The 22,070-nt window shown below is 45.0% G+C and carries 18 protein-coding genes and 2 tRNA genes; 17 read left to right on the plus strand and 3 right to left on the minus strand.

Annotated features, from left to right (window positions below):
• From rlmE to AACT21_RS04600, 17 genes are all read left to right on the plus strand, one after another.
• A partial coding sequence (rlmE, locus tag AACT21_RS04520; RefSeq protein WP_094163295.1) for a 23S rRNA (uridine(2552)-2'-O)-methyltransferase RlmE occupies positions 1 to 432 on the plus strand: 432 nt, incomplete at its 5' end.
• A gap of 98 nt (positions 433 to 530) precedes the next feature.
• Complete coding sequence (gene ftsH / locus AACT21_RS04525) at positions 531 to 2,480, plus strand: ATP-dependent zinc metalloprotease FtsH (RefSeq protein ID WP_017049783.1); 1,950 nt, start codon at positions 531 to 533, stop codon at positions 2,478 to 2,480.
• Between the two features lie 58 nt (positions 2,481 to 2,538).
• Positions 2,539 to 3,369: a dihydropteroate synthase gene (folP, locus tag AACT21_RS04530; RefSeq protein WP_094144404.1), complete on the plus strand. Its 831-nt coding sequence runs from the start codon at positions 2,539 to 2,541 to the stop codon at positions 3,367 to 3,369.
• Between the two features lie 22 nt (positions 3,370 to 3,391).
• Positions 3,392 to 4,732 (plus strand): phosphoglucosamine mutase, encoded by a 1,341-nt coding sequence (gene glmM / locus AACT21_RS04535; protein ID WP_047690110.1) that lies wholly within the window; start codon positions 3,392 to 3,394, stop codon positions 4,730 to 4,732.
• Positions 4,733 to 4,995: 263 nt separating this feature from the next.
• Positions 4,996 to 5,331 carry a preprotein translocase subunit SecG gene (gene secG / locus AACT21_RS04540; RefSeq protein WP_010318534.1) on the plus strand — a complete coding sequence of 112 codons (336 nt, stop codon included), beginning with the start codon at positions 4,996 to 4,998 and terminating at the stop codon, positions 5,329 to 5,331.
• A gap of 26 nt (positions 5,332 to 5,357) precedes the next feature.
• Positions 5,358 to 5,441, plus strand: a tRNA-Leu gene (locus tag AACT21_RS04545).
• A 54-nt stretch (positions 5,442 to 5,495) separates the two neighbouring features.
• A tRNA-Met gene (locus tag AACT21_RS04550) sits at positions 5,496 to 5,572 on the plus strand.
• Positions 5,573 to 5,782: 210 nt separating this feature from the next.
• On the plus strand, positions 5,783 to 6,238 hold the full coding sequence (gene rimP, locus AACT21_RS04555; RefSeq protein ID WP_013857619.1) for a ribosome maturation factor RimP: 456 nt from the start codon (positions 5,783 to 5,785) through the stop codon (positions 6,236 to 6,238).
• Between the two features lie 36 nt (positions 6,239 to 6,274).
• Complete coding sequence (gene nusA / locus AACT21_RS04560; RefSeq protein WP_013857618.1) at positions 6,275 to 7,762, plus strand: transcription termination factor NusA; 1,488 nt, start codon at positions 6,275 to 6,277, stop codon at positions 7,760 to 7,762.
• A gap of 24 nt (positions 7,763 to 7,786) precedes the next feature.
• Entirely contained in the window at positions 7,787 to 10,501 is a 2,715-nt protein-coding gene (gene infB / locus AACT21_RS04565) for a translation initiation factor IF-2 (RefSeq protein WP_017043248.1), read from the plus strand.
• 105 nt (positions 10,502 to 10,606) lie between these two features.
• Positions 10,607 to 11,023, plus strand: coding sequence for a 30S ribosome-binding factor RbfA (gene rbfA, locus AACT21_RS04570; RefSeq protein WP_026028089.1), 417 nt, complete (start codon positions 10,607 to 10,609; stop codon positions 11,021 to 11,023).
• Positions 11,024 to 11,974, plus strand: a complete 951-nt coding sequence (gene truB / locus AACT21_RS04575) for a tRNA pseudouridine(55) synthase TruB (RefSeq protein ID WP_013857615.1) — start codon at positions 11,024 to 11,026, stop codon at positions 11,972 to 11,974.
• A 109-nt stretch (positions 11,975 to 12,083) separates the two neighbouring features.
• Positions 12,084 to 12,353 (plus strand): 30S ribosomal protein S15, encoded by a 270-nt coding sequence (gene rpsO / locus AACT21_RS04580; protein ID WP_010318921.1) that lies wholly within the window; start codon positions 12,084 to 12,086, stop codon positions 12,351 to 12,353.
• Between the two features lie 316 nt (positions 12,354 to 12,669).
• Entirely contained in the window at positions 12,670 to 14,796 is a 2,127-nt protein-coding gene (gene pnp, locus AACT21_RS04585; protein ID WP_010318920.1) for a polyribonucleotide nucleotidyltransferase, read from the plus strand.
• Positions 14,797 to 14,948: 152 nt separating this feature from the next.
• Positions 14,949 to 15,869, plus strand: a complete 921-nt coding sequence (nlpI, locus tag AACT21_RS04590; protein WP_026029106.1) for a lipoprotein NlpI — start codon at positions 14,949 to 14,951, stop codon at positions 15,867 to 15,869.
• Between the two features lie 119 nt (positions 15,870 to 15,988).
• Positions 15,989 to 16,399, plus strand: a complete 411-nt coding sequence (locus tag AACT21_RS04595) for a MarR family winged helix-turn-helix transcriptional regulator (RefSeq protein ID WP_010318918.1) — start codon at positions 15,989 to 15,991, stop codon at positions 16,397 to 16,399.
• Between the two features lie 40 nt (positions 16,400 to 16,439).
• Positions 16,440 to 17,780 carry an MATE family efflux transporter gene (locus tag AACT21_RS04600; RefSeq protein WP_141195228.1) on the plus strand — a complete coding sequence of 447 codons (1,341 nt, stop codon included), beginning with the start codon at positions 16,440 to 16,442 and terminating at the stop codon, positions 17,778 to 17,780.
• Between the two features lie 38 nt (positions 17,781 to 17,818).
• Here the strand turns inward: AACT21_RS04600 and AACT21_RS04605 are convergent, their stop codons facing one another.
• The 3 genes from AACT21_RS04605 to AACT21_RS04615 all read right to left on the minus strand — a co-directional run bounded on the left by AACT21_RS04605 (position 17,819) and on the right by AACT21_RS04615 (position 21,877).
• On the minus strand, positions 17,819 to 18,697 hold the full coding sequence (locus AACT21_RS04605) for a U32 family peptidase (protein ID WP_026028086.1): 879 nt from the start codon (positions 18,695 to 18,697) through the stop codon (positions 17,819 to 17,821).
• A 16-nt stretch (positions 18,698 to 18,713) separates the two neighbouring features.
• Positions 18,714 to 19,727 (minus strand): ubiquinone anaerobic biosynthesis protein UbiU, encoded by a 1,014-nt coding sequence (ubiU, locus tag AACT21_RS04610; protein ID WP_010318915.1) that lies wholly within the window; start codon positions 19,725 to 19,727, stop codon positions 18,714 to 18,716.
• A gap of 101 nt (positions 19,728 to 19,828) precedes the next feature.
• Complete coding sequence (locus AACT21_RS04615) at positions 19,829 to 21,877, minus strand: bifunctional diguanylate cyclase/phosphodiesterase (RefSeq protein ID WP_026027438.1); 2,049 nt, start codon at positions 21,875 to 21,877, stop codon at positions 19,829 to 19,831.
• Between the last annotated feature and the right edge of the window lie 193 nt (positions 21,878 to 22,070).

Raw genomic sequence — 22,070 nt, forward strand, 5'->3', positions numbered from 1 at the left:
CAATATTCAGCGGGTATCGTCGGTGATAAAGGCCGAGTGATCGCGTGTGATATTTTGCCGATGGATCCTATTGTTGGGGTTGCTTTCTTACAAGGCGATTTTCGTGAAGAGGCCGTGCTGGACGCACTATTAGATCGTATACAGCCTGATATGGTTGATGTGGTGATGTCAGACATGGCACCTAACATCGCCGGAAATAATTCGGTTGATCAGCCAAGGGCAATGTATTTGGTTGAACTAGCTCTAGATATGTGTCGACAAGTTCTTACTCCAAATGGTAGTTTTGTGGTCAAGGTTTTTCAGGGAGAAGGCTTTGATGATTATGTCAAAGAAGTTCGAAACCTGTTTAAAGTCGTGAAAATAAGAAAACCAGACTCTTCGCGAGCTCGCTCAAGAGAAGTCTTTGTTGTAGCCACTGGTTACAAAGGTTAACGTTTTTGCTGTACAAGGCATAAGTTAACATATGGCTACAGGTTACAAACTGTAGTACCCTACCTTTAATTACAATTAGTTATCGCGAGGCTTACACCTTGAGTGATATGGCAAAAAATTTAATTCTGTGGCTAGTTATAGCTGTCGTTTTAATGTCGGTATTCCAGAGCTTTGGCCCTGGTGATAGTAACGGCAAAGCAGTGGATTACACCACGTTCGTACAGGAAGTTGGCCAAGGCCAGATTCAAGAAGCTCAATTTAACAATAGTGAAATTTCCTTTACTCGTAGAGGCGGTGGTACTCGCTATGTAACTTACATGCCCGTGTACGATCAAAAACTGCTTGATGATTTGATTAATCAAAACGTTAAAGTACAAGGTACACCACCAGAAGAGCAAAGTTTGCTCGGGACCATTTTTATCTCTTGGTTCCCAATGATCCTACTGATCGGTGTTTGGATATTCTTCATGCGTCAAATGCAAGGTGGCGGTGGCAAAGGTGCCATGTCATTTGGTAAGAGCAAAGCTCGAATGATGAGTGAAGAGCAAATCAAAACCACGTTCGGTGATGTGGCTGGTTGTGACGAAGCGAAAGAAGATGTGAAAGAGCTTGTGGATTACTTGCGTGATCCGAGTCGCTTCCAAAAACTGGGTGGGAAAATTCCAACGGGTGTTTTGATGGTTGGTCCTCCTGGTACAGGTAAAACATTACTGGCAAAAGCAATTGCTGGTGAGGCGAAAGTACCGTTCTTCACTATATCTGGTTCTGATTTCGTTGAAATGTTTGTTGGTGTCGGTGCATCTCGTGTACGTGATATGTTCGAGCAAGCGAAAAAGGCTTCACCTTGTATCATCTTTATTGATGAGATTGATGCGGTAGGTCGTCAACGTGGTGCTGGTGTCGGCGGCGGTCACGATGAGCGTGAGCAGACTTTAAACCAAATGTTGGTTGAAATGGATGGTTTTGAAGGCAATGAAGGCGTTATCGTCATTGCGGCAACTAACCGTCCAGACGTTTTAGACCCAGCATTGCTGCGTCCGGGGCGTTTTGACCGTCAAGTGGTGGTCGGTTTACCTGATGTTCGCGGCCGTGAACAGATCTTGAAAGTTCATATGCGCAAAGTACCTTTAGCTGGTGATGTTGAACCTTCATTGATTGCTCGCGGAACACCGGGTTTCTCTGGTGCCGACTTGGCGAACTTAGTGAACGAGGCGGCGTTATTCTCTGCTCGCGGTAACAAACGCAATGTTTCAATGGTTGAGTTTGAGTTAGCAAAAGACAAAATCATGATGGGTGCTGAACGTCGTTCGATGGTGATGTCTGAAGAAACTAAAGCATCAACAGCTTATCATGAAGCAGGACACGCCATTGTTGGTCGTTTGGTACCTGAACATGACCCTGTTTATAAAGTATCGATTATTCCACGTGGTCGAGCTTTAGGTGTAACTATGTACTTGCCTGAACAAGATCGAGTTAGCATGTCGAAGCTGCATCTTGAGTCTATGATTTCAAGCTTGTATGGCGGTCGTTTAGCGGAAGAGTTAATTTACGGCCCAGAAAACGTTTCAACTGGTGCATCAAACGATATCGAACGTGCGACAGCCATTGCTCGTAAAATGGTTACGCAATGGGGCTTTTCGGAAAAACTTGGCCCATTGTTGTATGCAGAAGATGAAGGTGAAGTCTTCTTAGGGCGCAGCGTGACTCAAACTAAGCATGTGTCTGAAGATACTGCTAAGTTGATTGATGACGAAGTTCGTAAAATTATTGACCGCAACTATGATCGTGCGCGTAAAATCCTTGAAGAAAATATGGATATTATGCATGCAATGAAAGATGCGTTGATGAAATACGAAACGATTGATGCAGGCCAAATTGATGACTTAATGGAGCGTAAAACCGAGATTCGCGAACCTGCAGGTTGGGCTGATCAAGCCAAAGCTCAAGCAGAAAAAGCGGAAGCGGAAAAAGCTCAAGAGCCAAAAGTAGAGCCAGCAGCAGAAGACGAAGTAGCCACTGAGTCCTCAGAAAAGAAAGATGCTGAGTAATCGTTAATATTCAAATTAAACCCCGAGCTTTCTCGGGGTTTTTGTGTTTTAGAGCAAAATGAAGATTCAAACCCCAACAAAGACACTTATCCTCGATCGTCCTCATGTCATGGGTATCTTGAACATGACTCCGGATTCATTTTCCGATGGTGGAAAATTTAACGCGCTAGATTTGGCACTAGAGCATGCCGATAAAATGATTGCCGCAGGTGTCAGCATTATTGATATTGGAGGGGAGTCAACTCGGCCGGGGGCTCCAGAAGTGACTCTCGATGACGAATTATCTCGTGTTATTCCTATTATTAAAGCTATTCGTGCAAAGTATGACGTCTGGATTTCAATTGACACCAGTAAAGCTGAAGTGATGCGTCAGGCGGTTGAGGCTGGTGCTGACTTGATTAATGATGTTCGTGCACTGCAAGAGCCGGGGGCATTAGAGGTTGCGGCTAAAGCACAAGTGCCTGTCTGTATCATGCATATGCAAGGCCAGCCACGAACGATGCAAACCAGTCCACATTACCAAGATGTGTTAGCGGATGTTAAGCTCTTTCTAGAAGATCGAGTCGCAGCGTGCGCGCGCGCGGGGATCGCGCGTGCAAATATTATCCTCGACCCCGGTTTTGGATTTGGCAAAACCATTGAGCATAATTATTATCTGCTTGCACATCTAGACGCATTTCATCAGCTAGGTTTGCCGATATTGGCTGGGATGTCTCGTAAGTCAATGATTTTTAAACTACTCAATAAAAAACCAGCTGAATGTATGGTGGCGAGCGTTACCTGTGCAGCTGTAGCTGCAATGAAAGGTGCACAGATTATTCGTGTCCATGATGTGAACGAAACCATTGAAGCAATGAAAATAGTACAAACCATTATTCAAAATAGTTAACAATAATAATTAAGGAAAAATCATGTCTGACAAAAGACGTTACTTTGGTACAGATGGTGTCCGCGGTAAAGTTGGACAGTATCCTATCACTCCCGATTTCGTATTAAAACTTGGCTGGGCGGCTGGACGTGTATTGGCAAAACAAGGCACGAAAAAAGTCATTATTGGTAAAGATACGCGTATTTCAGGTTATATGCTTGAGTCGGCTCTAGAAGCGGGCTTAGCCGCTGCAGGATTAAAGGCGATTTTTACCGGACCTATGCCGACGCCAGCTGTTGCTTACCTGACTCAAACCTTTCGTGCCGAAGCGGGGATCGTTATCTCAGCGTCGCATAACCCTTATTACGATAACGGCATCAAATTCTTCTCATCCGAAGGGACTAAATTACCTGATGAAATTGAATTGGAGATCGAAGCTGAATTGGATAAACCGATTGAGTGTGTCGAGTCTGCCGAACTTGGTAAGGCTTCACGTATGGTCGACGCTGCAGGGCGGTATATCGAGTTTTGTAAAAGTACCTTTCCATCGCAATGGAATTTATCAAAGCTGAAAATCGTCGTTGACTGTGCTCATGGTGCCACCTATCACATCGCGCCTAATGTCTTTAAGGAACTTGGCGCTGAAGTGATAGCAATGGGGGTTGAGCCAGATGGTCTGAATATTAATGACGAAGTTGGAGCAACGGATGTCCGCGCGTTGCAACAGCGCGTTGTGGCAGAAAAAGCAGATTTAGGACTGGCATTTGATGGTGATGGCGATCGCTTAATTATGGTTGATGAGCTTGGCAATAAAGTGGATGGAGATCAAATTGCCTATATCATCGCCCGTGATGCCCTGCGACGTGGAGAATTAAAAGGTGGTGTTGTTGGAACGCTAATGACAAACCTTGGTATGGAAAACGGCTTAAAACAGTTAGGTATCCCTTTTGTGCGAGCGGCGGTTGGTGACCGTTATGTGATGGAAAAATTGCTGGCAAAAGGTTGGAAAATTGGCGCAGAAAATTCAGGGCACATCATACTGCTAGACAAAGTGACTACGGGTGATGCGATTGTTGCGGCGTTGCAAGTTCTTGCTTCCGTTGTGGGCAGTGAAATGTCGCTCAATGAACTGGCTAAAGGCATGACGCTTTACCCGCAGGTTTTAGAAAACGTAAGTTTTAGTGGTGATTCCAACCCATTAGAAGCCGAAGCGGTAAAAGCGGCTGTAGCTGCCGTAGAAGCGGAACTTGGTAACCAAGGTCGAGTCCTGTTGCGTAAATCAGGTACTGAACCTTTATTGCGCGTGATGGTGGAAGGGGAAGATGCTGAGCTAGTAAAAAATTCAGCATTAAAGATAGCTCAAGCGGTTAAAGATAATTGCTAACCAGGCAAATAATATGAGTTAACCTAGGATTTCATGACCGTAATTCGGCTTGAAATCTTATGGTTAGCTATACACATAGGGTGTTGTTGCCCTTTTTTTAACCGCTTGAAGCATAAACTCCATTTTTTTATAAAATACTCCTTGTCAGCATGGGATGCATTCGTTAGTATTGCGTCCGCCTTCGTTGAGGAGGTCGCTAGCCTTGTTCAAGTCAGTTGATAAGAACGGCGCTGGCTCAACTATTTGGAACATAGGTGGAAGTAATGTTTACAGTTCTACTTGTGATTTACCTGTTGGCAGCGCTTGGTATCATTGGCCTAGTGTTAATTCAACAAGGTAAAGGCGCAGATATGGGAGCCTCTTTCGGTGCTGGCGCGTCAAACACTGTGTTTGGTGCTAGTGGCTCAGGAAATTTCCTAACCCGAATGACTGCAATTTTTGCAACCGTATTCTTTATTCTTAGTTTGGCATTGGGCAATTTGTCTACGCATAAAACTGAATCACAATGGATTGACCCAACTAAAGGTCAAGTGATTGAGCAAACTACGGATACAGCGAGTGACGTTCCAGTAAAATCTGGTGACGAAATCCCGCAATAACTTATCTTAGATAAGTACAAATAATTGCCGAGATGGTGAAATTGGTAGACACACTAGCATGAGGTGCTAGCGCCTTAGGTGTGAGGGTTCGAGTCCCTCTCTCGGCACCATTATTTACAAACTTGTAAATCACTTGATAGAGCGTATAATGCTCGCAAGTCGGACGCGGGGTGGAGCAGCTTGGTAGCTCGTCGGGCTCATAACCCGAAGGTCGTCGGTTCAAATCCGGCCCCCGCAACCAATTCTTTTTGGGTTTTGGATGCAAGTTTGTGCAGTGTCAACCTCACTGCAATTGAGAATTTAGATTCTCAATCATCAGGGTCCAGCAACAAAAAACCCCGACTAATCGGGGTTTTTTGTTATCTGAGTTTCTCAAGTATGAGATTTTCAGATAGTTGCTTGGAATTTAAATTGGGCTCTGTGCCCTTTTTTTGTTTCTGGAGTGGTTTAAATGACTGGTTTAGAAAGACAACTTACTGAAATGCTTGACGCTCCAGTAGCGGCATCAGGTTATGAGTTAGTTGGATTAGAATTTATTCGTGCCGGAGAGCACTCAACATTACGCATCTATATTGATCATGAAAACGGTATTAACGTTGATGATTGCGCAGAAGTGAGCCATCAAGTGAGTGCTGTGCTCGATGTTGAAGATCCAATTTCTGTGGCTTACAACCTAGAAGTTTCTTCACCAGGTTTAGAGAGACCACTTTTTAAAGCAGCGCATTATGAACAGTTTATTGGTCACGAAGTCAGCATCGTTTTGAAAATGGGTGTCGGCAACCGTCGCAAATGGAAAGGAATTATCCATTCTATTGATGGTGAAACCGTTGCAATTAGCGTTGATGGGAAAGAAGAACTATTTGCGCTAAGCAATATTTCTAAAGCTAACCTGATCCCTAAATTTTAGTTCTCCTAGAGAAAAGAGCTTAAGAGGCTAGATTAAATGAGTAAAGAAATTTTAGCGGTAGTTGAGGCGGTTTCGAACGAGAAGGCCGTACCTCGTGAGCGTATTTTTGAGGCGCTTGAAACTGCGCTTGCCACATCAACAAAGAAGAAACATGAAATTGAAGTCGATGTACGTGTTGCTATCGACCGTAAAACGGGTGAGTTTGAAACTTTTCGCCGTTGGTTAATCGTTGAAAATGTTGAACATCCAACAAAAGAAATTTCATACGATGCAGCTAAATACGACGACGAAACAGCTGAACTTGGTCAATATATTGAAGATCAAATTGAATCAGTGACCTTTGACCGTATTACAACACAAACAGCAAAACAAGTGATCGTACAAAAAGTGCGTGAAGCTGAACGTGCGCAAATCGTCGAACAGTTTATTGATAACGAAGGTGAGTTGGTTACTGGCGTTGTTAAGAAAGTAAACCGTGATTCGGTTATTCTGGATTTAGGTAATAACGCTGAAGCGGTTATTTTACGTGATGACCAGCTACCGCGTGAAAACTTTCGTCCAGGTGACCGAGTTCGTGGTCTGCTATATGCTGTACGCCCTGAAGCGCGCGGATTCCAACTCTTCATTACTCGTTCAAAACCAGAAATGCTCGCTGAGCTATTCCGTGTAGAAGTGCCAGAAATCGGTGAAGAGCTGATTGAATTGAAAGCCGCGGCTCGTGATCCGGGTTCGCGTGCGAAAATTGCAGTCAAAACCAATGACAAACGCATTGACCCTGTGGGCGCGTGTGTCGGTATGCGTGGAGCACGTGTTCAAGCCGTATCGAGTGAGCTCGGCGGTGAGCGCATTGATATCGTTCTTTGGGATGATAACCCAGCTCAATTTGTTATCAATGCAATGGCACCAGCAGATGTTGCATCGATCATCATGGATGAAGATACGCACTCAATTGATATTGCTGTTGAAGCGGATAACCTAGCGCAAGCAATTGGTCGTAATGGTCAAAACGTACGTCTCGCTTCTCAACTGACTGGTTGGGAATTGAATGTTATGACGGTTGCTGATCTACAGAAAAAACATCAAGAAGAATCGATGGCTTCTATTGAAAACTTCATGAAGTACCTCGATATCGAGCAAGACTTCGCTGAGTTATTGGTTGAAGAAGGCTTCTCAACGCTTGAAGAAGTGGCTTATGTGCCAGTTGCTGAGCTACTTGAAGTTGACGGCCTAGATGAAGATATCATCGAAGCATTGCGTACTCGCGCGAAGAATGCGTTGACCACGATTGCGCTAGCACAAGAAGAGTCTTTTGAAGGGTTAGAGCCAGCAGAAGATCTGCTCGCACTAGAAGGTTTAGAGCGTGAAATGGCCTTTAAACTCGCAGCGAAAGGCATAGTCACATTAGAAGATCTTGCTGACCAAGGTATTGATGACCTCGAAAATATTGAAGGTCTAACAGAAGAGCGTGCAGGTCAATTGATCATGGCAGCGCGCAATATTTGTTGGTTTAGCGAAGAAGAATAATTCTCAGCAAGGGGAGAGAGCGGCATGACACAACTTACAGTTAAAGCACTGAGTGAAGAAATTGGTACGCCAGTTGACCGCTTGTTAGAACAACTTGCTGATGCAGGCATGAACAAAACGAGTTCTGATAACGTTTCTGATGATGAAAAGCATAAGCTACTGTCACATCTTAGAAAAGAGCACGGTGATACCACTGGTGACTCAGAGCCGACTCGTTTGACGTTGCAGCGAAAAACACGCAGCACATTGAGCGTCAATGCCGGCGGCGGCAAAAGTAAGAATGTTCAAGTTGAAGTGCGTAAAAAACGTACCTACGTTAAGCGCAGTGCAGTAGACGATGAAGCAACACGTGAAGCGGAAGAAGCCGCGCAACGTGAAGCACAAGAATTAGCAGCGCGTGAAGCACAAGCAAAAGCAGAGCGCGAAGCCGAAGAAAAAGCAAAGCGTGAAGCCGAAGAAAAAGCGAAGCGTGAGGCACAAGAGAAAGCGAAGGTTGAAGCACAAACGAATGCAACAGCTAACGCGGATGAGAAAGCAAAACGTTCTGCAGTGAAACCAGAACTTTCTGCTGAAAATAAAATGAAGCAAGAAGCAGCGCGAAAAGAAGCCGAAGAGCTTAAACGTCGTCAAGAAGCCGAAGCATTACGTAAAGCTGAAGAGGAAAGTCAGCGCCAGCTAGAAATAGCACGTGAATTGGCTGAGAAGAATAAAGAGCGTTGGTCTGCTGAAGAAGAGAAAAAGGGTAGTATGGAAGAAAATACAGATTACCATGTTACGACTTCAACGTATGCACGTGAAGCCGAAGATGAAGCAGATCGCCGTGAAGAAGGTGCTAGCCGTAAATCTACGAAAGCTAATAAGAGCAAAATTTCATCTCAGGATGATAAGCAAGAGCGCGGTACGCGCCGAGGCAAAGCTCGTAAAGGTCGTATGGCTAAACCTGCATCGATGCAACATGGTTTTGATAAAACAGCGGTTGTCGCTAAGCAAGATGTTGTGATCGGTGAAACGATTGTTCTTTCTGAACTGGCAAACAAAATGTCAGTGAAAGCAACTGAAGTTATCAAAGTGATGATGAAGATGGGCGCAATGGCAACCATCAACCAAGTGATCGACCAAGAAACCGCGCAATTAGTCGCTGAAGAAATGGGTCATAAAGTTCTCATCCGCAAAGAGAATGAACTGGAAGAAGCGATCCTTTCTGACCGTGATAACAAGTTTGAAGCAGTGCCTCGTGCGCCAGTTGTGACCATCATGGGTCACGTTGACCACGGTAAGACATCAACACTTGATTACATCCGTCGCACACACGTTGCATCAGGCGAGGCCGGTGGTATTACTCAGCACATTGGTGCTTACCACGTTGAAACACCAAACGGTATGATCACCTTCCTTGATACTCCTGGACACGCTGCGTTTACTTCAATGCGTGCTCGTGGTGCTCAAGCGACAGATATCGTTGTATTGGTTGTTGCAGCAGATGATGGCGTGATGCCACAAACGGTTGAAGCGATTCAACATGCGAAAGCGGCGAATGTGCCACTTATCGTTGCAGTGAACAAAATCGATAAAGATGGTGCGAACCCAGATGGCGTGAAAAATGAGCTTGCTCAACACAACATCATTCCTGAAGAGTGGGGCGGTGAGAACATGTTTGTTCACATCTCTGCGAAACAGGGAACTAATATTGATGGCCTACTAGAAGCTATCCTACTTCAAGCTGAAGTTCTTGAGCTTCATGCTGTTAAAGATGGTATGGCGTCTGGTGTGGTGGTTGAATCTCGTCTTGATAAAGGCCGTGGCCCTGTAGCAACCGTTCTTGTTCAATCAGGAACACTACGCAAAGGCGACATCGTACTGTGTGGTCAAGAATATGGCCGTGTTCGTGCGATGCGCGACGAAACTGGTAACGAAGTTACGGAAGCGGGCCCATCAATTCCTGTTGAAATTCTAGGTTTGTCTGGTGTTCCAGCTGCCGGTGATGAAGCAACAGTGGTACGTGATGAGCGTAAAGCACGTGAAGTAGCCAATTATCGTCAAGGTAAATTCCGTGATGTGAAGCTTGCACGTCAGCAGAAATCTAAGCTCGAAAACATGTTCTCTAACATGACAGCGGGCGAAGTGGCTGAACTGAACGTGGTACTAAAAGCAGACGTTCAAGGTTCGGTTGAAGCCATTGCTGATTCACTGCGTAACCTTTCAACTGATGAAGTGAAAGTGAACATCGTGGGTTCTGGTGTGGGTGGTATCACAGAAACTGACGCAGTACTTGCAGCAGCTTCTAACGCTATCGTACTTGGCTTTAACGTTCGAGCTGATGCATCAGCTCGTCGTACTATCGAATCTGAAAACTTAGACCTACGTTACTACTCAATCATTTACCAATTGATTGATGAAGTAAAAGCGGCCATGAGCGGCATGCTAGCACCAGAGTTTAAGCAAGAGATCATTGGTCTTGCTCAGGTTCGTGAAGTATTTAAATCACCTAAACTAGGTGCAGTTGCTGGTTGTATGGTGACTGAAGGCGTTATCAAACGTAATAGCCCTATCCGTGTTCTACGTGATAACGTGGTTATCTACGAAGGTGAGCTTGAGTCGCTACGTCGCTTTAAAGATGACGTGCAAGAAGTGAAGAATGGCTATGAATGTGGTATCGGCGTTAAGAACTACAATGATGTTCGCGTTGGTGACCAAATCGAAGTCTTCGAAACAGTGGAAATTAAACGTACACTGGATTAATTGACTGACGTTGCTGTATTGAAATAGACAGTAATCGGTTGTTGAATACACCATGGGGGGCTGGGTTGAACCATCCCCCCATTCTTTCTATATGTGAGAAAAGATATGTCAAAAGAATTTAGCCGCACGCAGCGCGTATCCCAACAGCTGCAAAAAGAACTCGCCATGATCATACAACGTGAAGTCCGTGACTCACGCTTAGGTATGGTGACTATTTCAGAAGTCGAAGTGTCACGTGACCTTGCTTATGCAAAAGTGTTTGTGACGTTTCTATGCGTTGGTGAGCAGACCCCAGAAAGCTGCTTAGCTGCGTTAAAAGAGCATGAAGTTCATATCCGCATGATGCTTGGCAAACGTATTCGCTTACGTTTGACACCAGAAATTCGCTTCACTTACGACAATACTTTGGTTGAAGGTATGCGCATGTCCAACTTGGTGACTGAAGTGGTCAGCAATGATAAGCGCAGACAGAAAGATGCAGGACGTGAAGATGAAGCGTCTGCAGAAGAAGGGAATGAATAGATGGCTCGTCGTCGTAAAGGTCGCCCAATCAACGGGGTAATTTTACTGGATAAGCCAACGGGTATCTCCTCGAATGATGCCTTACAAAAAGTAAAACGTATTTATTTTGCAGAAAAAGCCGGACACACTGGCGCGCTCGATCCTTTGGCAACAGGAATGTTGCCTATTTGCCTTGGTGAAGCGACAAAATTCTCTCAGTTTTTACTTGATTCAGATAAGCGTTATCGAGTCATTGCAAAACTGGGTGAGCGAACCAATACCTCTGATTCAGACGGAGAGGTAGTGGAAACACGTCCAGTCAATGTGCAATTAAATACCCTGCGAGAGTGCATCGAGCGTTTTCGTGGTGAAACCGACCAAATTCCGTCAATGTTTTCTGCACTGAAATATCAAGGCCGTCCTCTATATGAATACGCTCGTGAAGGCATTGATATTCCGCGCGAATCTCGAAAAATCACTGTCTATGATATTGAATTGATTCGTTTCGAAGGTGATGAAGTTGAAATGGATGTGCACTGTTCGAAAGGCACTTATATCCGTACTATCGTGGATGACTTAGGTGAAATGCTTGGTTGTGGCGCACATGTGACCATGCTGCGTCGTACTGCGGTCGCGAAGTACCCATATGAGAAGATGGTGACTTTAGAGCAACTTGATGCATTGCTGCAACAGGCGCTGCGTGATGATGTCGCACCGAAAAATGTGTTGGACTCGTTATTGATGCCAATGGACAGTGCGGTGCAAGATTTGCCGGAAGTAAACCTTATTCCTGAGTTGGCAGACATGGTACAACATGGCCAACCAGTGCAAGTGTTGGGTGTGCCACTTGATGGCACAGTGCGCATGACCATGGGTGAAGAGAAACTCTTTATCGGTGTGGGTGAAATTGACCAAGATGGTCGTGTTGCGCCTAAGCGATTGGTCGTTTTTAGAGACGAAGAGTCGCTTTAAATAGCTATTGCTTAACGTTGGGGATTTCCCTATAATCCCGGCTTCGCGTAGCGGCTGAATCAGAGATTGGCTGCTACACCTTTAAACTTACTCTTATTAGGAGAGCATTATGTCTCTGAATGCAGAAACTAAAGCGGCAATCGTTGCTGAATACGCACGTGGCGAAGGCGACACTGGTTCACCAGAAGTACAAGTAGCACTACTAACTGCTTCTATCAACCACCTACAAGGTCACTTCAAAACTCACAAAGGCGATCACCACAGCCGTCGTGGTCTACTACGTATGGTTTCAAGCCGTCGTAAGCTTCTAGACTACCTAAAAGGTAAAGATTTAGGTCGTTACCAAGACCTAATCAAACGTCTTGAGCTACGTCGCTAAGATCAGTTTGTTCAGAAAAGGGGCTTTTAGCCCCTTTTTTGTTATCTAAATTTGGCACAATCTCTCCTAAGTCGCTATACTACCCGCCGTTAAAGTGTGTTGTATGTACTTTAACGCTTCATACTCATAGCATTACAGTCACCGAAGTCGGCCAGCAGGTCGCGGCTATTAAAAGTAGCGTTCAGATACCAGTGGGAGCGGCAAGCCCAACGCTTTGTTTCCCGTGATATAGAGCCTATTTTTACTAGTCGCGATTCGTAATGTCTTGAGTGTTATTTCATTCAATCTAGAGGCAACTCTAGAGCAAGGATAAACAATGTTTGATAAACCAGTAGTGAAATCATTCCAATACGGTAATCATACCGTCACTCTAGAAACCGGCGTTATCGCACGCCAAGCTACATCGGCCGTTATGGTCACTATGAACGATACCGCGGTATTCGTTTCTGTTGTTGGTAAAAAAGAAGCAGTAGAAGGTCAAGACTTCTTCCCTCTTACTGTTAACTACCAAGAGCGTACTTACGCAGCGGGTAAAATTCCAGGTGGCTTCTTCAAGCGTGAAGGTCGTCCATCAGAAGGCGAAACTTTGACTGCGCGTCTGATTGACCGCCCAATTCGTCCTCTTTTCCCTAATGCATTTAAAAATGAAGTTCAAGTTATCGCGACTGTGATGTCTGTAAACCCAGACGTTCAACCTGATATCGTGACTATGATTGGTACTTCAGCAGCACTTGCTATCTCTGGCATTCCATTCAATGGTCCTATTGGCGCGGCGCGCGTGGGTCACATTGATGGTCAATTAGTGCTTAACCCAAGCATGACCGAGCTTGCTGTATCTCGTCTTGATCTTGTGGTTGCAGGTACAGACAACGCGGTACTGATGGTTGAGTCAGAAGCGGATAACCTAACTGAAGAAGAAATGCTAGCAGCGGTTGTTTACGGCCACGACCAACAACAAGCTGTGATTAAAGCGATCAATGAATTTGCTGCTGAAGTTGCCACTCCAGCTTGGGATTGGGTTGCTCCTCAAGAGAACACAGTACTTAACAGCAAGATCGCTGAACTAGCAGAAGCTAAGCTTGTTGAAGCTTACAAAATCACTGAAAAAATGGCTCGTTACGACCGTATTCATGAAATTGCTGCTGAAGTAAACAAAGTAATTCTTGCTGAAGATCCTGAAGCAAATGCGAAAGAAATCCACACTATCTTCCACGATCTAGAGAAGACGGTTGTACGTCGTAGCATTATTGCTGGCAACCCACGTATTGACGGTCGTGAAAAAGACATGGTTCGTGCGCTAGACGTACGCACTGGTATTCTTCCTCGTACTCACGGTTCTGCACTATTTACTCGTGGTGAAACTCAGGCAATCGTAACCGCTACTCTTGGTACTCAGCGTGATGCTCAAATCATCGATGAGCTAACAGGTGAGCGTAAAGATAACTTCCTACTACACTACAACTTCCCTCCATACTGTGTGGGCGAAACTGGTTTTGTAGGCTCTCCTAAGCGTCGTGAAATCGGCCACGGTAAACTGGCTAAGCGTGGTATCGCTGCCGTTATGCCTTCAGTAGAAGAGTTCCCATACACAGTTCGTGTCGTATCAGAAATCACAGAATCTAACGGTTCATCTTCAATGGCTTCGGTATGTGGTACTTCTCTTGCTCTGATGGATGCAGGTGTACCTATCAAGTCTTCAGTTGCAGGTATTGCAATGGGTCTTGTTAAAGAAGGCGATGATTTCGTTGTTCTTTCTGACATTCTTGGTGATGAAGATCACCTAGGTGACATGGACTTTAAAGTAGCAGGTACTAACCAAGGTATCACTGCACTGCAAATGGACATTAAGATCGAAGGTATCACCAAAGAGATCATGCAAATTGCGCTAAACCAAGCACAAGGTGCACGTAAGCATATCCTTTCTGTGATGGATCAAGCGATCTCTGGTGCTCGTGCTGAGATTTCTGAATTTGCACCGCGCATTTACACCATGAAGATCAGCTCTGAGAAAATCAAAGACGTGATCGGTAAAGGTGGTGCTGTGATCCGTGCTCTAACTGAAGAGACGGGCACAACCATCGAAATCGAAGATGACGGCACAATCAAGATTGCGGCAACCGATAGCGCTCAAGCTAAAGAAGCGATTCGTCGCATTGAAGAGATCACGGCTGAAGTTGAAGTCGGCGCTATCTATACTGGTAAGGTCGCTCGTCTGGCTGATTTTGGCGCGTTCGTTAACATTCTTCCTGGTAAAGATGGTCTGGTACACATTTCTCAAATCGCGGATCAACGCATCGAGAAAGTGTCTGATTACTTGAAAGAGGGCCAAGAAGTTCAAGTTAAAGTACTTGAAATCGACCGCCAAGGCCGTGTTCGTCTAAGCATGAAAGAAGCGGTAGAGAAACCAGCTGAAGAAGTTGTTGCAGCACCAACGGCTGAATAAGGCCACTTTAAGCTTGAGAGGCACGGCGCTTTAGTCGCCTTTTCAACATAAAGCATGATATAAAGGGAGCGTTATTCGCTCCCTTTTTCATGCCTAGATTAATGCGATACACCCACTTATCTTGGGCTTTGGGGTACACAGGAGTTTTATTTGTGAAATGGTTTCCAACGGCCGCATTGAGTGCTTTGATACTGATAATGTCGGGCTGCGCGTCAACTCAAAATGACAATCAAAGTCAATGGGTATACCCTCCGATGGCAGTGCCATTGCAGTCTTCATTACAGCAACAAGTTCAGATAGCGCGTTTGACGCAACTGCTACAACGCACTGATCTACCTGATGATGTGCGGGCTAAAATGTTTTATGAGCGTGGTAACAACTACGACAGTGTTGGGCTACGCACTTTAGCACGTTTAGATTTTGAGCAGTCACTCGCGCTTAACCCGGCGCAGCCTGATATCTTTAATTTATTAGGCGTGTATTACACGCAAGTTGCAGAGTTTGATGCCGCTTATGAGGCATTTGATTCGACATTAGAACTTGAACCAGACAATTTTTACGCTGAGCGTAACAGAGCCATCGCACTTTATTACGGCGACCGTACAGAACTTGCGCTGGAAGAGATTCGCGCACATTATCAACATGATCCTAGCGATCCTTTCCGTGCATTGTGGCTATATATTATTCAAAGTGAAAGCGAGCCTTTGCAGGCACGTGTGGATCTCTTCAATCGCTATAAAGTTCGAGATGATCAATGGGGATGGCTCTTGGTTGCGTTAACGCTTAAAGAGATATCGGAAGAGCAAGCTTTTAAGATGATCTTAGAAGAAGGCAGCGGTAATGCGATACAAGCACAGCGTTTAACTGAAGTCTATTTTTATCTCGCTAAGCGTTACCAACAAGAGGGAAATTACGCGCACGCGATCGCCTTGTACAAGCTTGCGTTGTCATTTAACGTCTACGAATATGTTGAGCATCGATACGCTTATCTTGAATTGGGGAAAATTTTCCAGCAAGTAAGAGCTGACTATTTAGCTAAGGCGAAAGCTGAGCAGCCAGAGTCTCAGCAATAAGTACCTTATTATATCCTTTTCCTTAAAGCCGCTGACTTTTTCAGCGGCTTTTTTGTTGCTTAACGATCTAAAGATCCATAAAATAGTTAGCCTTGATAACTATTTAAATTTAAAAAACAGTGAAACTAGAAGCTAACTTAGAAAAATTAGAGCGTTTTAGTGCCAAAATCTGGCGTCGGTATAGCAAAGCTGATCCCATTTCACAATTGAGCTTTAATGAATATGATTACCTTAAAGTGATTCAAAGCTCTTCTTTGCCACTGCGCTTAACTGATTTAGCCAATGAGATGGAAGTGAGTAAACCATCGGTATCAAATATGGTTAAAAGGCTTAAAAATAAAGGGTTGGTTCAGACGGCACAATGCCAAGATGATGCGCGTTCTTACCGAGTTTCTCTCACCGATACTGCGCGTGAGCATTTAGCGGATGAAGCGAAAGTGTACGCTGTTGTCGCAGAGCAAGTGACTAAGCATCTCTCGGAAGAAGAAGCACTGTGTTTTAATATGTTGTTATCCAAAGTATTACTTTAATTTACTTATATAGTTAGCTTTGCTAACTATGGTGTCTGTTATGAAAAATTCAATTTACCGCCAATTTTGGCGCTATACCATCCCGACCGTGGCAGCTATGTTAGTCAATGGCTTATATCAAGTGGTGGATGGTATTTTTATTGGTCATTATGTTGGTGCTGAGGGATTGGCGGGCATTAACGTTGCGTGGCCTATTATTGGCTTTATTTTAGGGCTTGGCATGTTGGTGGGCGTTGGAACTGGTGCTCTGGCTTCGATCAAGCAAGGTGAAGGGAACATGGTGGCAGCTAAGCAAGTGCTTGCTACTGGCCTATTGTTGCTTGTGATGCTAGCTCCCGTGGTGGCGATAATTCTATGGTTTCTTGCGGACGATTTCATTGCGTGGCAAGGCGTTGAAGGACGAGTCTACGAACTTGGCTTGCAATATTTGCAGGTATTAGTGATCGCTTGTGTCTTTACGCTTGGCTCTATTGCGATGCCTTTCTTGTTACGAAACGACGACAGCCCTAATTTAGCCACATTGCTGATGGTAAGTGGTGCGATAATCAATATTCTCTTTGATTATCTGTTTATTGCCGTTTTACATTGGGAACTTACTGGTGCCGCCATAGCAACGGCACTCGCACAATTAAGTGTGACTGTATTAGGCATAGGCTATTTCTTTTCGACGCGAGCCAAGTTGCAGCTGTCACTCTCGGTGATGAGGGTGCAATGGTCGTTGTTACCTAAGATTGTTGCGATTGGTACTTCAAGCTTTTTTATGTATGCCTACGGTTCGATGATGGTGGCGGTGCACAACAGCCTATTTGCTCACTATGGCAGCGCAGTACTTGTTGGGGCATACGCGATATTAGGCTATATCGTCACGGTTTATTACTTAACGGCAGAGGGCATCGCGAATGGTATGCAGCCGTTAGTTAGCTTCAATTATGGTGCCAAAAACTATCTTCATATTAGAAAACTGCTCAAAATTGCAATGAGCATTGCCGTGCTTGGCGGGCTGGGTTTTGTGGTGCTGCTGAACTTGTTTTCCACTCAGGTTGTTGCGGTCTTCAATTCAACTGACCCGCAATTGATGGCAAGCGCTGTACTGGGCTTAAAACTGCATATGTTCGCGCTGTTTTTGGATGGATTTTTAGTTGTCGCCGCCGCCTTTTATCAAGCGACCAATCGCGGCAGTAAGGCGATGTTTGTCACCATTGGTAATATGGCGATCCAACTACCGTTCTTGTATTTGTTACCTAAGTTATATGGTGTGACTGGTGTGTGGATTGCCTTCCCCATTTCCAATATTGCGTTAAGTTTGGTGGTGGGTTTGATGTTGTGGCGAGATTTGCGTGCACTACCTTGCGATAACGCGAAGCAAACCGTGTTCGCTTAACAAGAGCCTCCCCCCTTTTCTCTAGGGGGAGGCTACGCTCAGCTTTGTTGAATCGCTAGGCCCGGTAATTGGTGCCAATAGCCGTTACACTGGTGATTAGTTAAAGGGGAGGGATGCTCTCCTTTTTCATTGGCCTTGAACTGCGACAGATGTTCGAATGTCTCAAGGCCTAGTGGGCTTAAACGAACGACATCGACCAATCCCGCCATGCTTGGTAAATCATTAGCAAGGTTATAGCAATAGCCCGACTGGGTTTGGATACCGTTGAGGTTAAATACCGCTTGGCCTTCTTGGCTGTGAACCTGAATTCCGGTTGGATACTTGATACAGCAAGTCTCACATTCATCCTTCGCGCGATTTTCAGCCCGTGCGGTAAAGCAGCGTGCGGAGTAAGCCAGTGGCAGGTATCCGTGGCTAAAAACTTCTACTTCAAACTGGTTTTTGATACCAAGCTCATCACATTGTTGCAATACATTGATTAGCCAATCACGGGAGAGTTCAACAGGCATGCACCAACGGATCATCCCTTGCTTTAGGAACAGTTGCAGTGTGCGCGCGTTGTAAGCATTCACGGCGGGCCCAACCACAAAAGGAAGGCGTTTTTCACTGGCGAGTTGAATCGCCGAAACGTCATTGGCTTCAATCGCAAAATCGCCATTCTCAATATACTTTTTCATCACATTGATTTCGCTCGGCGCTTCCAGTAGCGCCATGGTTGAGATCACAACCTGTTTACCCGCTTGTGAAAGCGCTTTGGCGATCTCAAACCAGTGTTGTGGTTTTATCTCACGTCGCTTGGAGCAGACTGATTCACCCAAATAGATCACATCAGCAGGGCTATTGATTGCCTGTTGATAAAAACTTTCTACCTCTTGTTTAGGCCAGAAATAGAGTAAAGGACCCAGTGCATATTTCATTCTCTTCTCCATTCTCTTATTGCCATTGGCGATGGTACGCGCCGAGTGTCGTTTGCGTGCCTTCAGAAACGTTGGCTAAGGCGGTGTTCCAAGCCGTTTCTACTTGGTAGGCTTGTGGATTTGCTTGGTAGCGATCAATCGCCGCTCGCCAGGTTTTAGTCACTTGCTCCACATATGCAGGGCTACGTTGGCGACCTTCAATTTTGACGGAAGCAACGTTGGCCGCAAACAGTTCTGGTAATAGTGATAACGTATTTAAACTGGTTGGTTCTTCCAGTGCGTGGTAGCGTTTGGGTTGCCCATCGATCTGCGCTTCAAAACGACCTTTGCACAAGGTTGGGTAGCCTGCATTTTCTCCGGCTGCGTATTTATCAATCAAAATTTCGTTTAAGCGAGATTCCAAACCTGAGTCCGTTTCTTGCCAGCGGACATACTTCGCGGGCGAACAGGCTCCGACAGTATTGGGTGATTCTCCCGTCATATAGGAAGAGAGATAACAGCGCCCTTCAGACATAATACATAAGCTGCCAAAGGCAAATACTTCAAGCTCGACGTCACTCATCATATTACGTGAGAGCTGTTTGACTTGATGGATTGATAGCACTCGCGGTAACACCACCCGTTTTATATTGAAATTTTGTTTATAAAACTCGATAGCGGCGACGTTGGTGGCGGAGGCTTGCACAGAAAGATGCAGTTCCAGATCTGGATATCGGTTAGCGGCATAATCCAATACCGCGATATCGGCGATGATCAACGCATCCACGCCTAAACTGGCGGCATTATCGACGGCGTGAGTCCAACGCTCGAAGCCATTAGGGTGGGCGAAGGTATTTAACGCGACATGAATTTTTTTATGGTGATCATGAACATATTGCACCGCTTTATCTAACTTCTTACCTGCGAAATTAAGGCCAGCAAAGTGGCGAGCATTGGTATCATCTTTGAAGCCGATATAAACCGCATCTGCACCACAATCGATCGCTGTTTTTAGAGCAGGCAGGTTACCTGCAGGACATAAAAGTTCCATTGATCCGTACGATATCTAAGGGAAAGTAGTGGTATTTTATGAAGCATTATGAATAGCAAATTTGATGTAAGGCAGGTTTGGGTCGAATAAACGAGATTTACTTATTTGGGAGTAGAACGATGACGACGATTTTGAACGAATAACTCTTCTACTTCCTGCCTCGGTTGTGGCCGATAAAAATGGAAGCCTTGAATTGAGTTACAGTTGAGATTAGAGAGCAGTGTGGCTTGTTGTTGAGTTTCCACACCTTCGGCAACGACCGTTAAGTTGAGTGATTTTCCTAAATTGATGATGTTTTCAATGACGGTTATTTGTTTAGGAAGCGTATCGATATCCGTTATAAAAGCGCGGTCAATTTTAAGTTCATCAATCGGGAAGCGAGCGAGGTAAGAGAGCGAGGAATACCCCGTACCAAAGTCGTCAATGGACAGAGAAAAGCCCAGTTTTTTGATCGCGTTCAACATTTGCAAGGTGTGTTCGCTGTCGCTCATGACGGCACTTTCGGTCAGTTCAAATGTGATGCAGTTTGGATCAAGCTCCGTGGTGCGAAGCAGTTTTTCCATATAATCAATCAACTTCGGGTTACAAAACTGTTCGGGCGATAAATTGATCGCCACGCGACCTGGTAAAATGCCTTGCAGCTTCCAGCGTTTTACGGTCGAGAAGACATCACGCATCACCACTCGGCCTAAATGTTCAATCAGCCCAGCTTTTTCCGCGACAGGGATAAAAGCGCCGGGGTTGATATACCCTTCCACAGGGTGTTTCCAGCGCACCAAAGCTTCCGCACCATTGATGCTGAAGTCGCGAGCATTTACTTTCGGTTGATACCACACTTCAAGGCCATTTTGTTGCAGCGCTTTTTGCAGTTCAATTTCAAGCCATAAGCGCATGCGCGCTTCTTTGTTCATTTGATCGTTGAACTTAATCAGACGGTTTCTACCACGATCTTTTGCTTCATACATCGCCGTATCGGCGTTTTGCAACAATACGCGTGCATCGCTACCGTCACCAGGGTAGGCGACACTACCTATGGAGCAGGCTAAGCGTTTACTGAAATGGTGCAGATCAAACGGTTGGTTAATCAAAGAAATGATGCGTTCAGCCAACATTTCAGCGGCGCGACTATTTTCAGGATCAGGCAGTATTAGTCCAAATTCATCGCCGCCAAGGTGGCCCACAATCGCTTGTTGCGGTAGTAAACGTTTCAGCCGTGCTGAGACCTCTTTAATGACTTTATCGCCAATATGATGGCCTAAAGAGTCATTGATGTTTTTGAAGTTATCAATGTCTAAATAGAGCATCACAAGGGGTGTTTCATTTTGAATGAACTGTTCTAAACGTTTAGTGAAACCAAAACGGTTATACAAGTTAGTCAGCGAGTCAATGTGGATATCGGCATGCATAGTCGAAGACAACTGCTTAGGTGCATCTTCTGCATCTTGAATCAAAATCAGTTGTGAGCTGTTGCCCAGCACGACGGTGGCTCCAGCGTGCAGTTGAACTTTACGTTCAAAGCCACACTTTGGCCCAGTGAGGCAGACCAATGGTGCCCCTGCGAGTAATAAACTAAGTGGAGAGCTGAATACGGTTTTACTTTTTTCATCGACAAACAAGCGCGATAACTCTTCACCAAGAAGCTCTGAGGTATTTTCAAAACCGAGTAAACGAGCCGATGCGGGGTTAGCAGAGATAATGCAGTCGTCATCGACCAGCAACAATCCATCGGGAAGCAAGCTAGTCAAGGTTGAAAACTTATTTTCCGACTCTTCTAATGAGCGAATGAGGATCTGTTTTTCGGAGGTGTCGATGGCGTGAAACACAATATTTTCGACTTTTTTATCACCCATGATAGGTGATAAAGAGAAATGCAAACTCGTTTCTAAATCGATCTCGTGAAGAGTCAGTTCGGTCTCAAGCGTTTCTCCTTGAAATGCCCGTTCATAATAGGGTTTGAGATGGCGGTAGAAATGCTCACCCAGAATTTGTGAGTCATTCATTCCAACCAATTCGGTTGTGCTCAGCCCTGCAATATCACAATAACGTTCATTGACCATCACATAGTTATGTTGGTCGTTCAAGATGGCAAAAAAGAACGGACTGTTCGACGTGATTTTTGCAAACCAATGTTGTAAATGTTGCGAAGGCATCAAGCTACTACCACTCTCCAGAGCACTTATATTCATGAGGATGTTACAACGTAAGTAACACATTAACTATAACTTTGATTACTAAGCTAGAAAAGGTTCTCAAACAATGTACGTTTTTTGATGCATCACAGGAATTTGCACCCCCACATCCATTATGATTAGGTACTATTGCATTACAAAGTAACGGATAACG

This window comes from Vibrio sp. V08_P9A1T1, from assembly GCF_963874405.1.
GTDB classification, from domain to species: domain Bacteria; phylum Pseudomonadota; class Gammaproteobacteria; order Enterobacterales; family Vibrionaceae; genus Vibrio; species Vibrio anguillarum.

Bases quoted from the DNA above. Each gene is read 5' to 3' on its own strand.
- folP (WP_094144404.1), top strand. From the start codon at position 2,539: ATGAAGATTCAAACCCCAACAAAGACACTTATCCTCGATCGTCCTCAT.
- glmM (WP_047690110.1), top strand. From the start codon at position 3,392: ATGTCTGACAAAAGACGTTACTTTGGTACAGATGGTGTCCGCGGTAAA.
- secG (WP_010318534.1), top strand. From the start codon at position 4,996: ATGTTTACAGTTCTACTTGTGATTTACCTGTTGGCAGCGCTTGGTATC.
- rimP (WP_013857619.1), top strand. From the start codon at position 5,783: ATGACTGGTTTAGAAAGACAACTTACTGAAATGCTTGACGCTCCAGTA.
- nusA (WP_013857618.1), top strand. From the start codon at position 6,275: ATGAGTAAAGAAATTTTAGCGGTAGTTGAGGCGGTTTCGAACGAGAAG.
- infB (WP_017043248.1), top strand. From the start codon at position 7,787: ATGACACAACTTACAGTTAAAGCACTGAGTGAAGAAATTGGTACGCCA.
- rbfA (WP_026028089.1), top strand. From the start codon at position 10,607: ATGTCAAAAGAATTTAGCCGCACGCAGCGCGTATCCCAACAGCTGCAA.
- truB (WP_013857615.1), top strand. From the start codon at position 11,024: ATGGCTCGTCGTCGTAAAGGTCGCCCAATCAACGGGGTAATTTTACTG.
- rpsO (WP_010318921.1), top strand. From the start codon at position 12,084: ATGTCTCTGAATGCAGAAACTAAAGCGGCAATCGTTGCTGAATACGCA.
- pnp (WP_010318920.1), top strand. From the start codon at position 12,670: ATGTTTGATAAACCAGTAGTGAAATCATTCCAATACGGTAATCATACC.
- AACT21_RS04600 (WP_141195228.1), top strand. From the start codon at position 16,440: ATGAAAAATTCAATTTACCGCCAATTTTGGCGCTATACCATCCCGACC.
- AACT21_RS04605 (WP_026028086.1), bottom strand. From the start codon at position 18,697: ATGAAATATGCACTGGGTCCTTTACTCTATTTCTGGCCTAAACAAGAG.
- ubiU (WP_010318915.1), bottom strand. From the start codon at position 19,727: ATGGAACTTTTATGTCCTGCAGGTAACCTGCCTGCTCTAAAAACAGCG.
- AACT21_RS04615 (WP_026027438.1), bottom strand. From the start codon at position 21,877: ATGCCTTCGCAACATTTACAACATTGGTTTGCAAAAATCACGTCGAAC.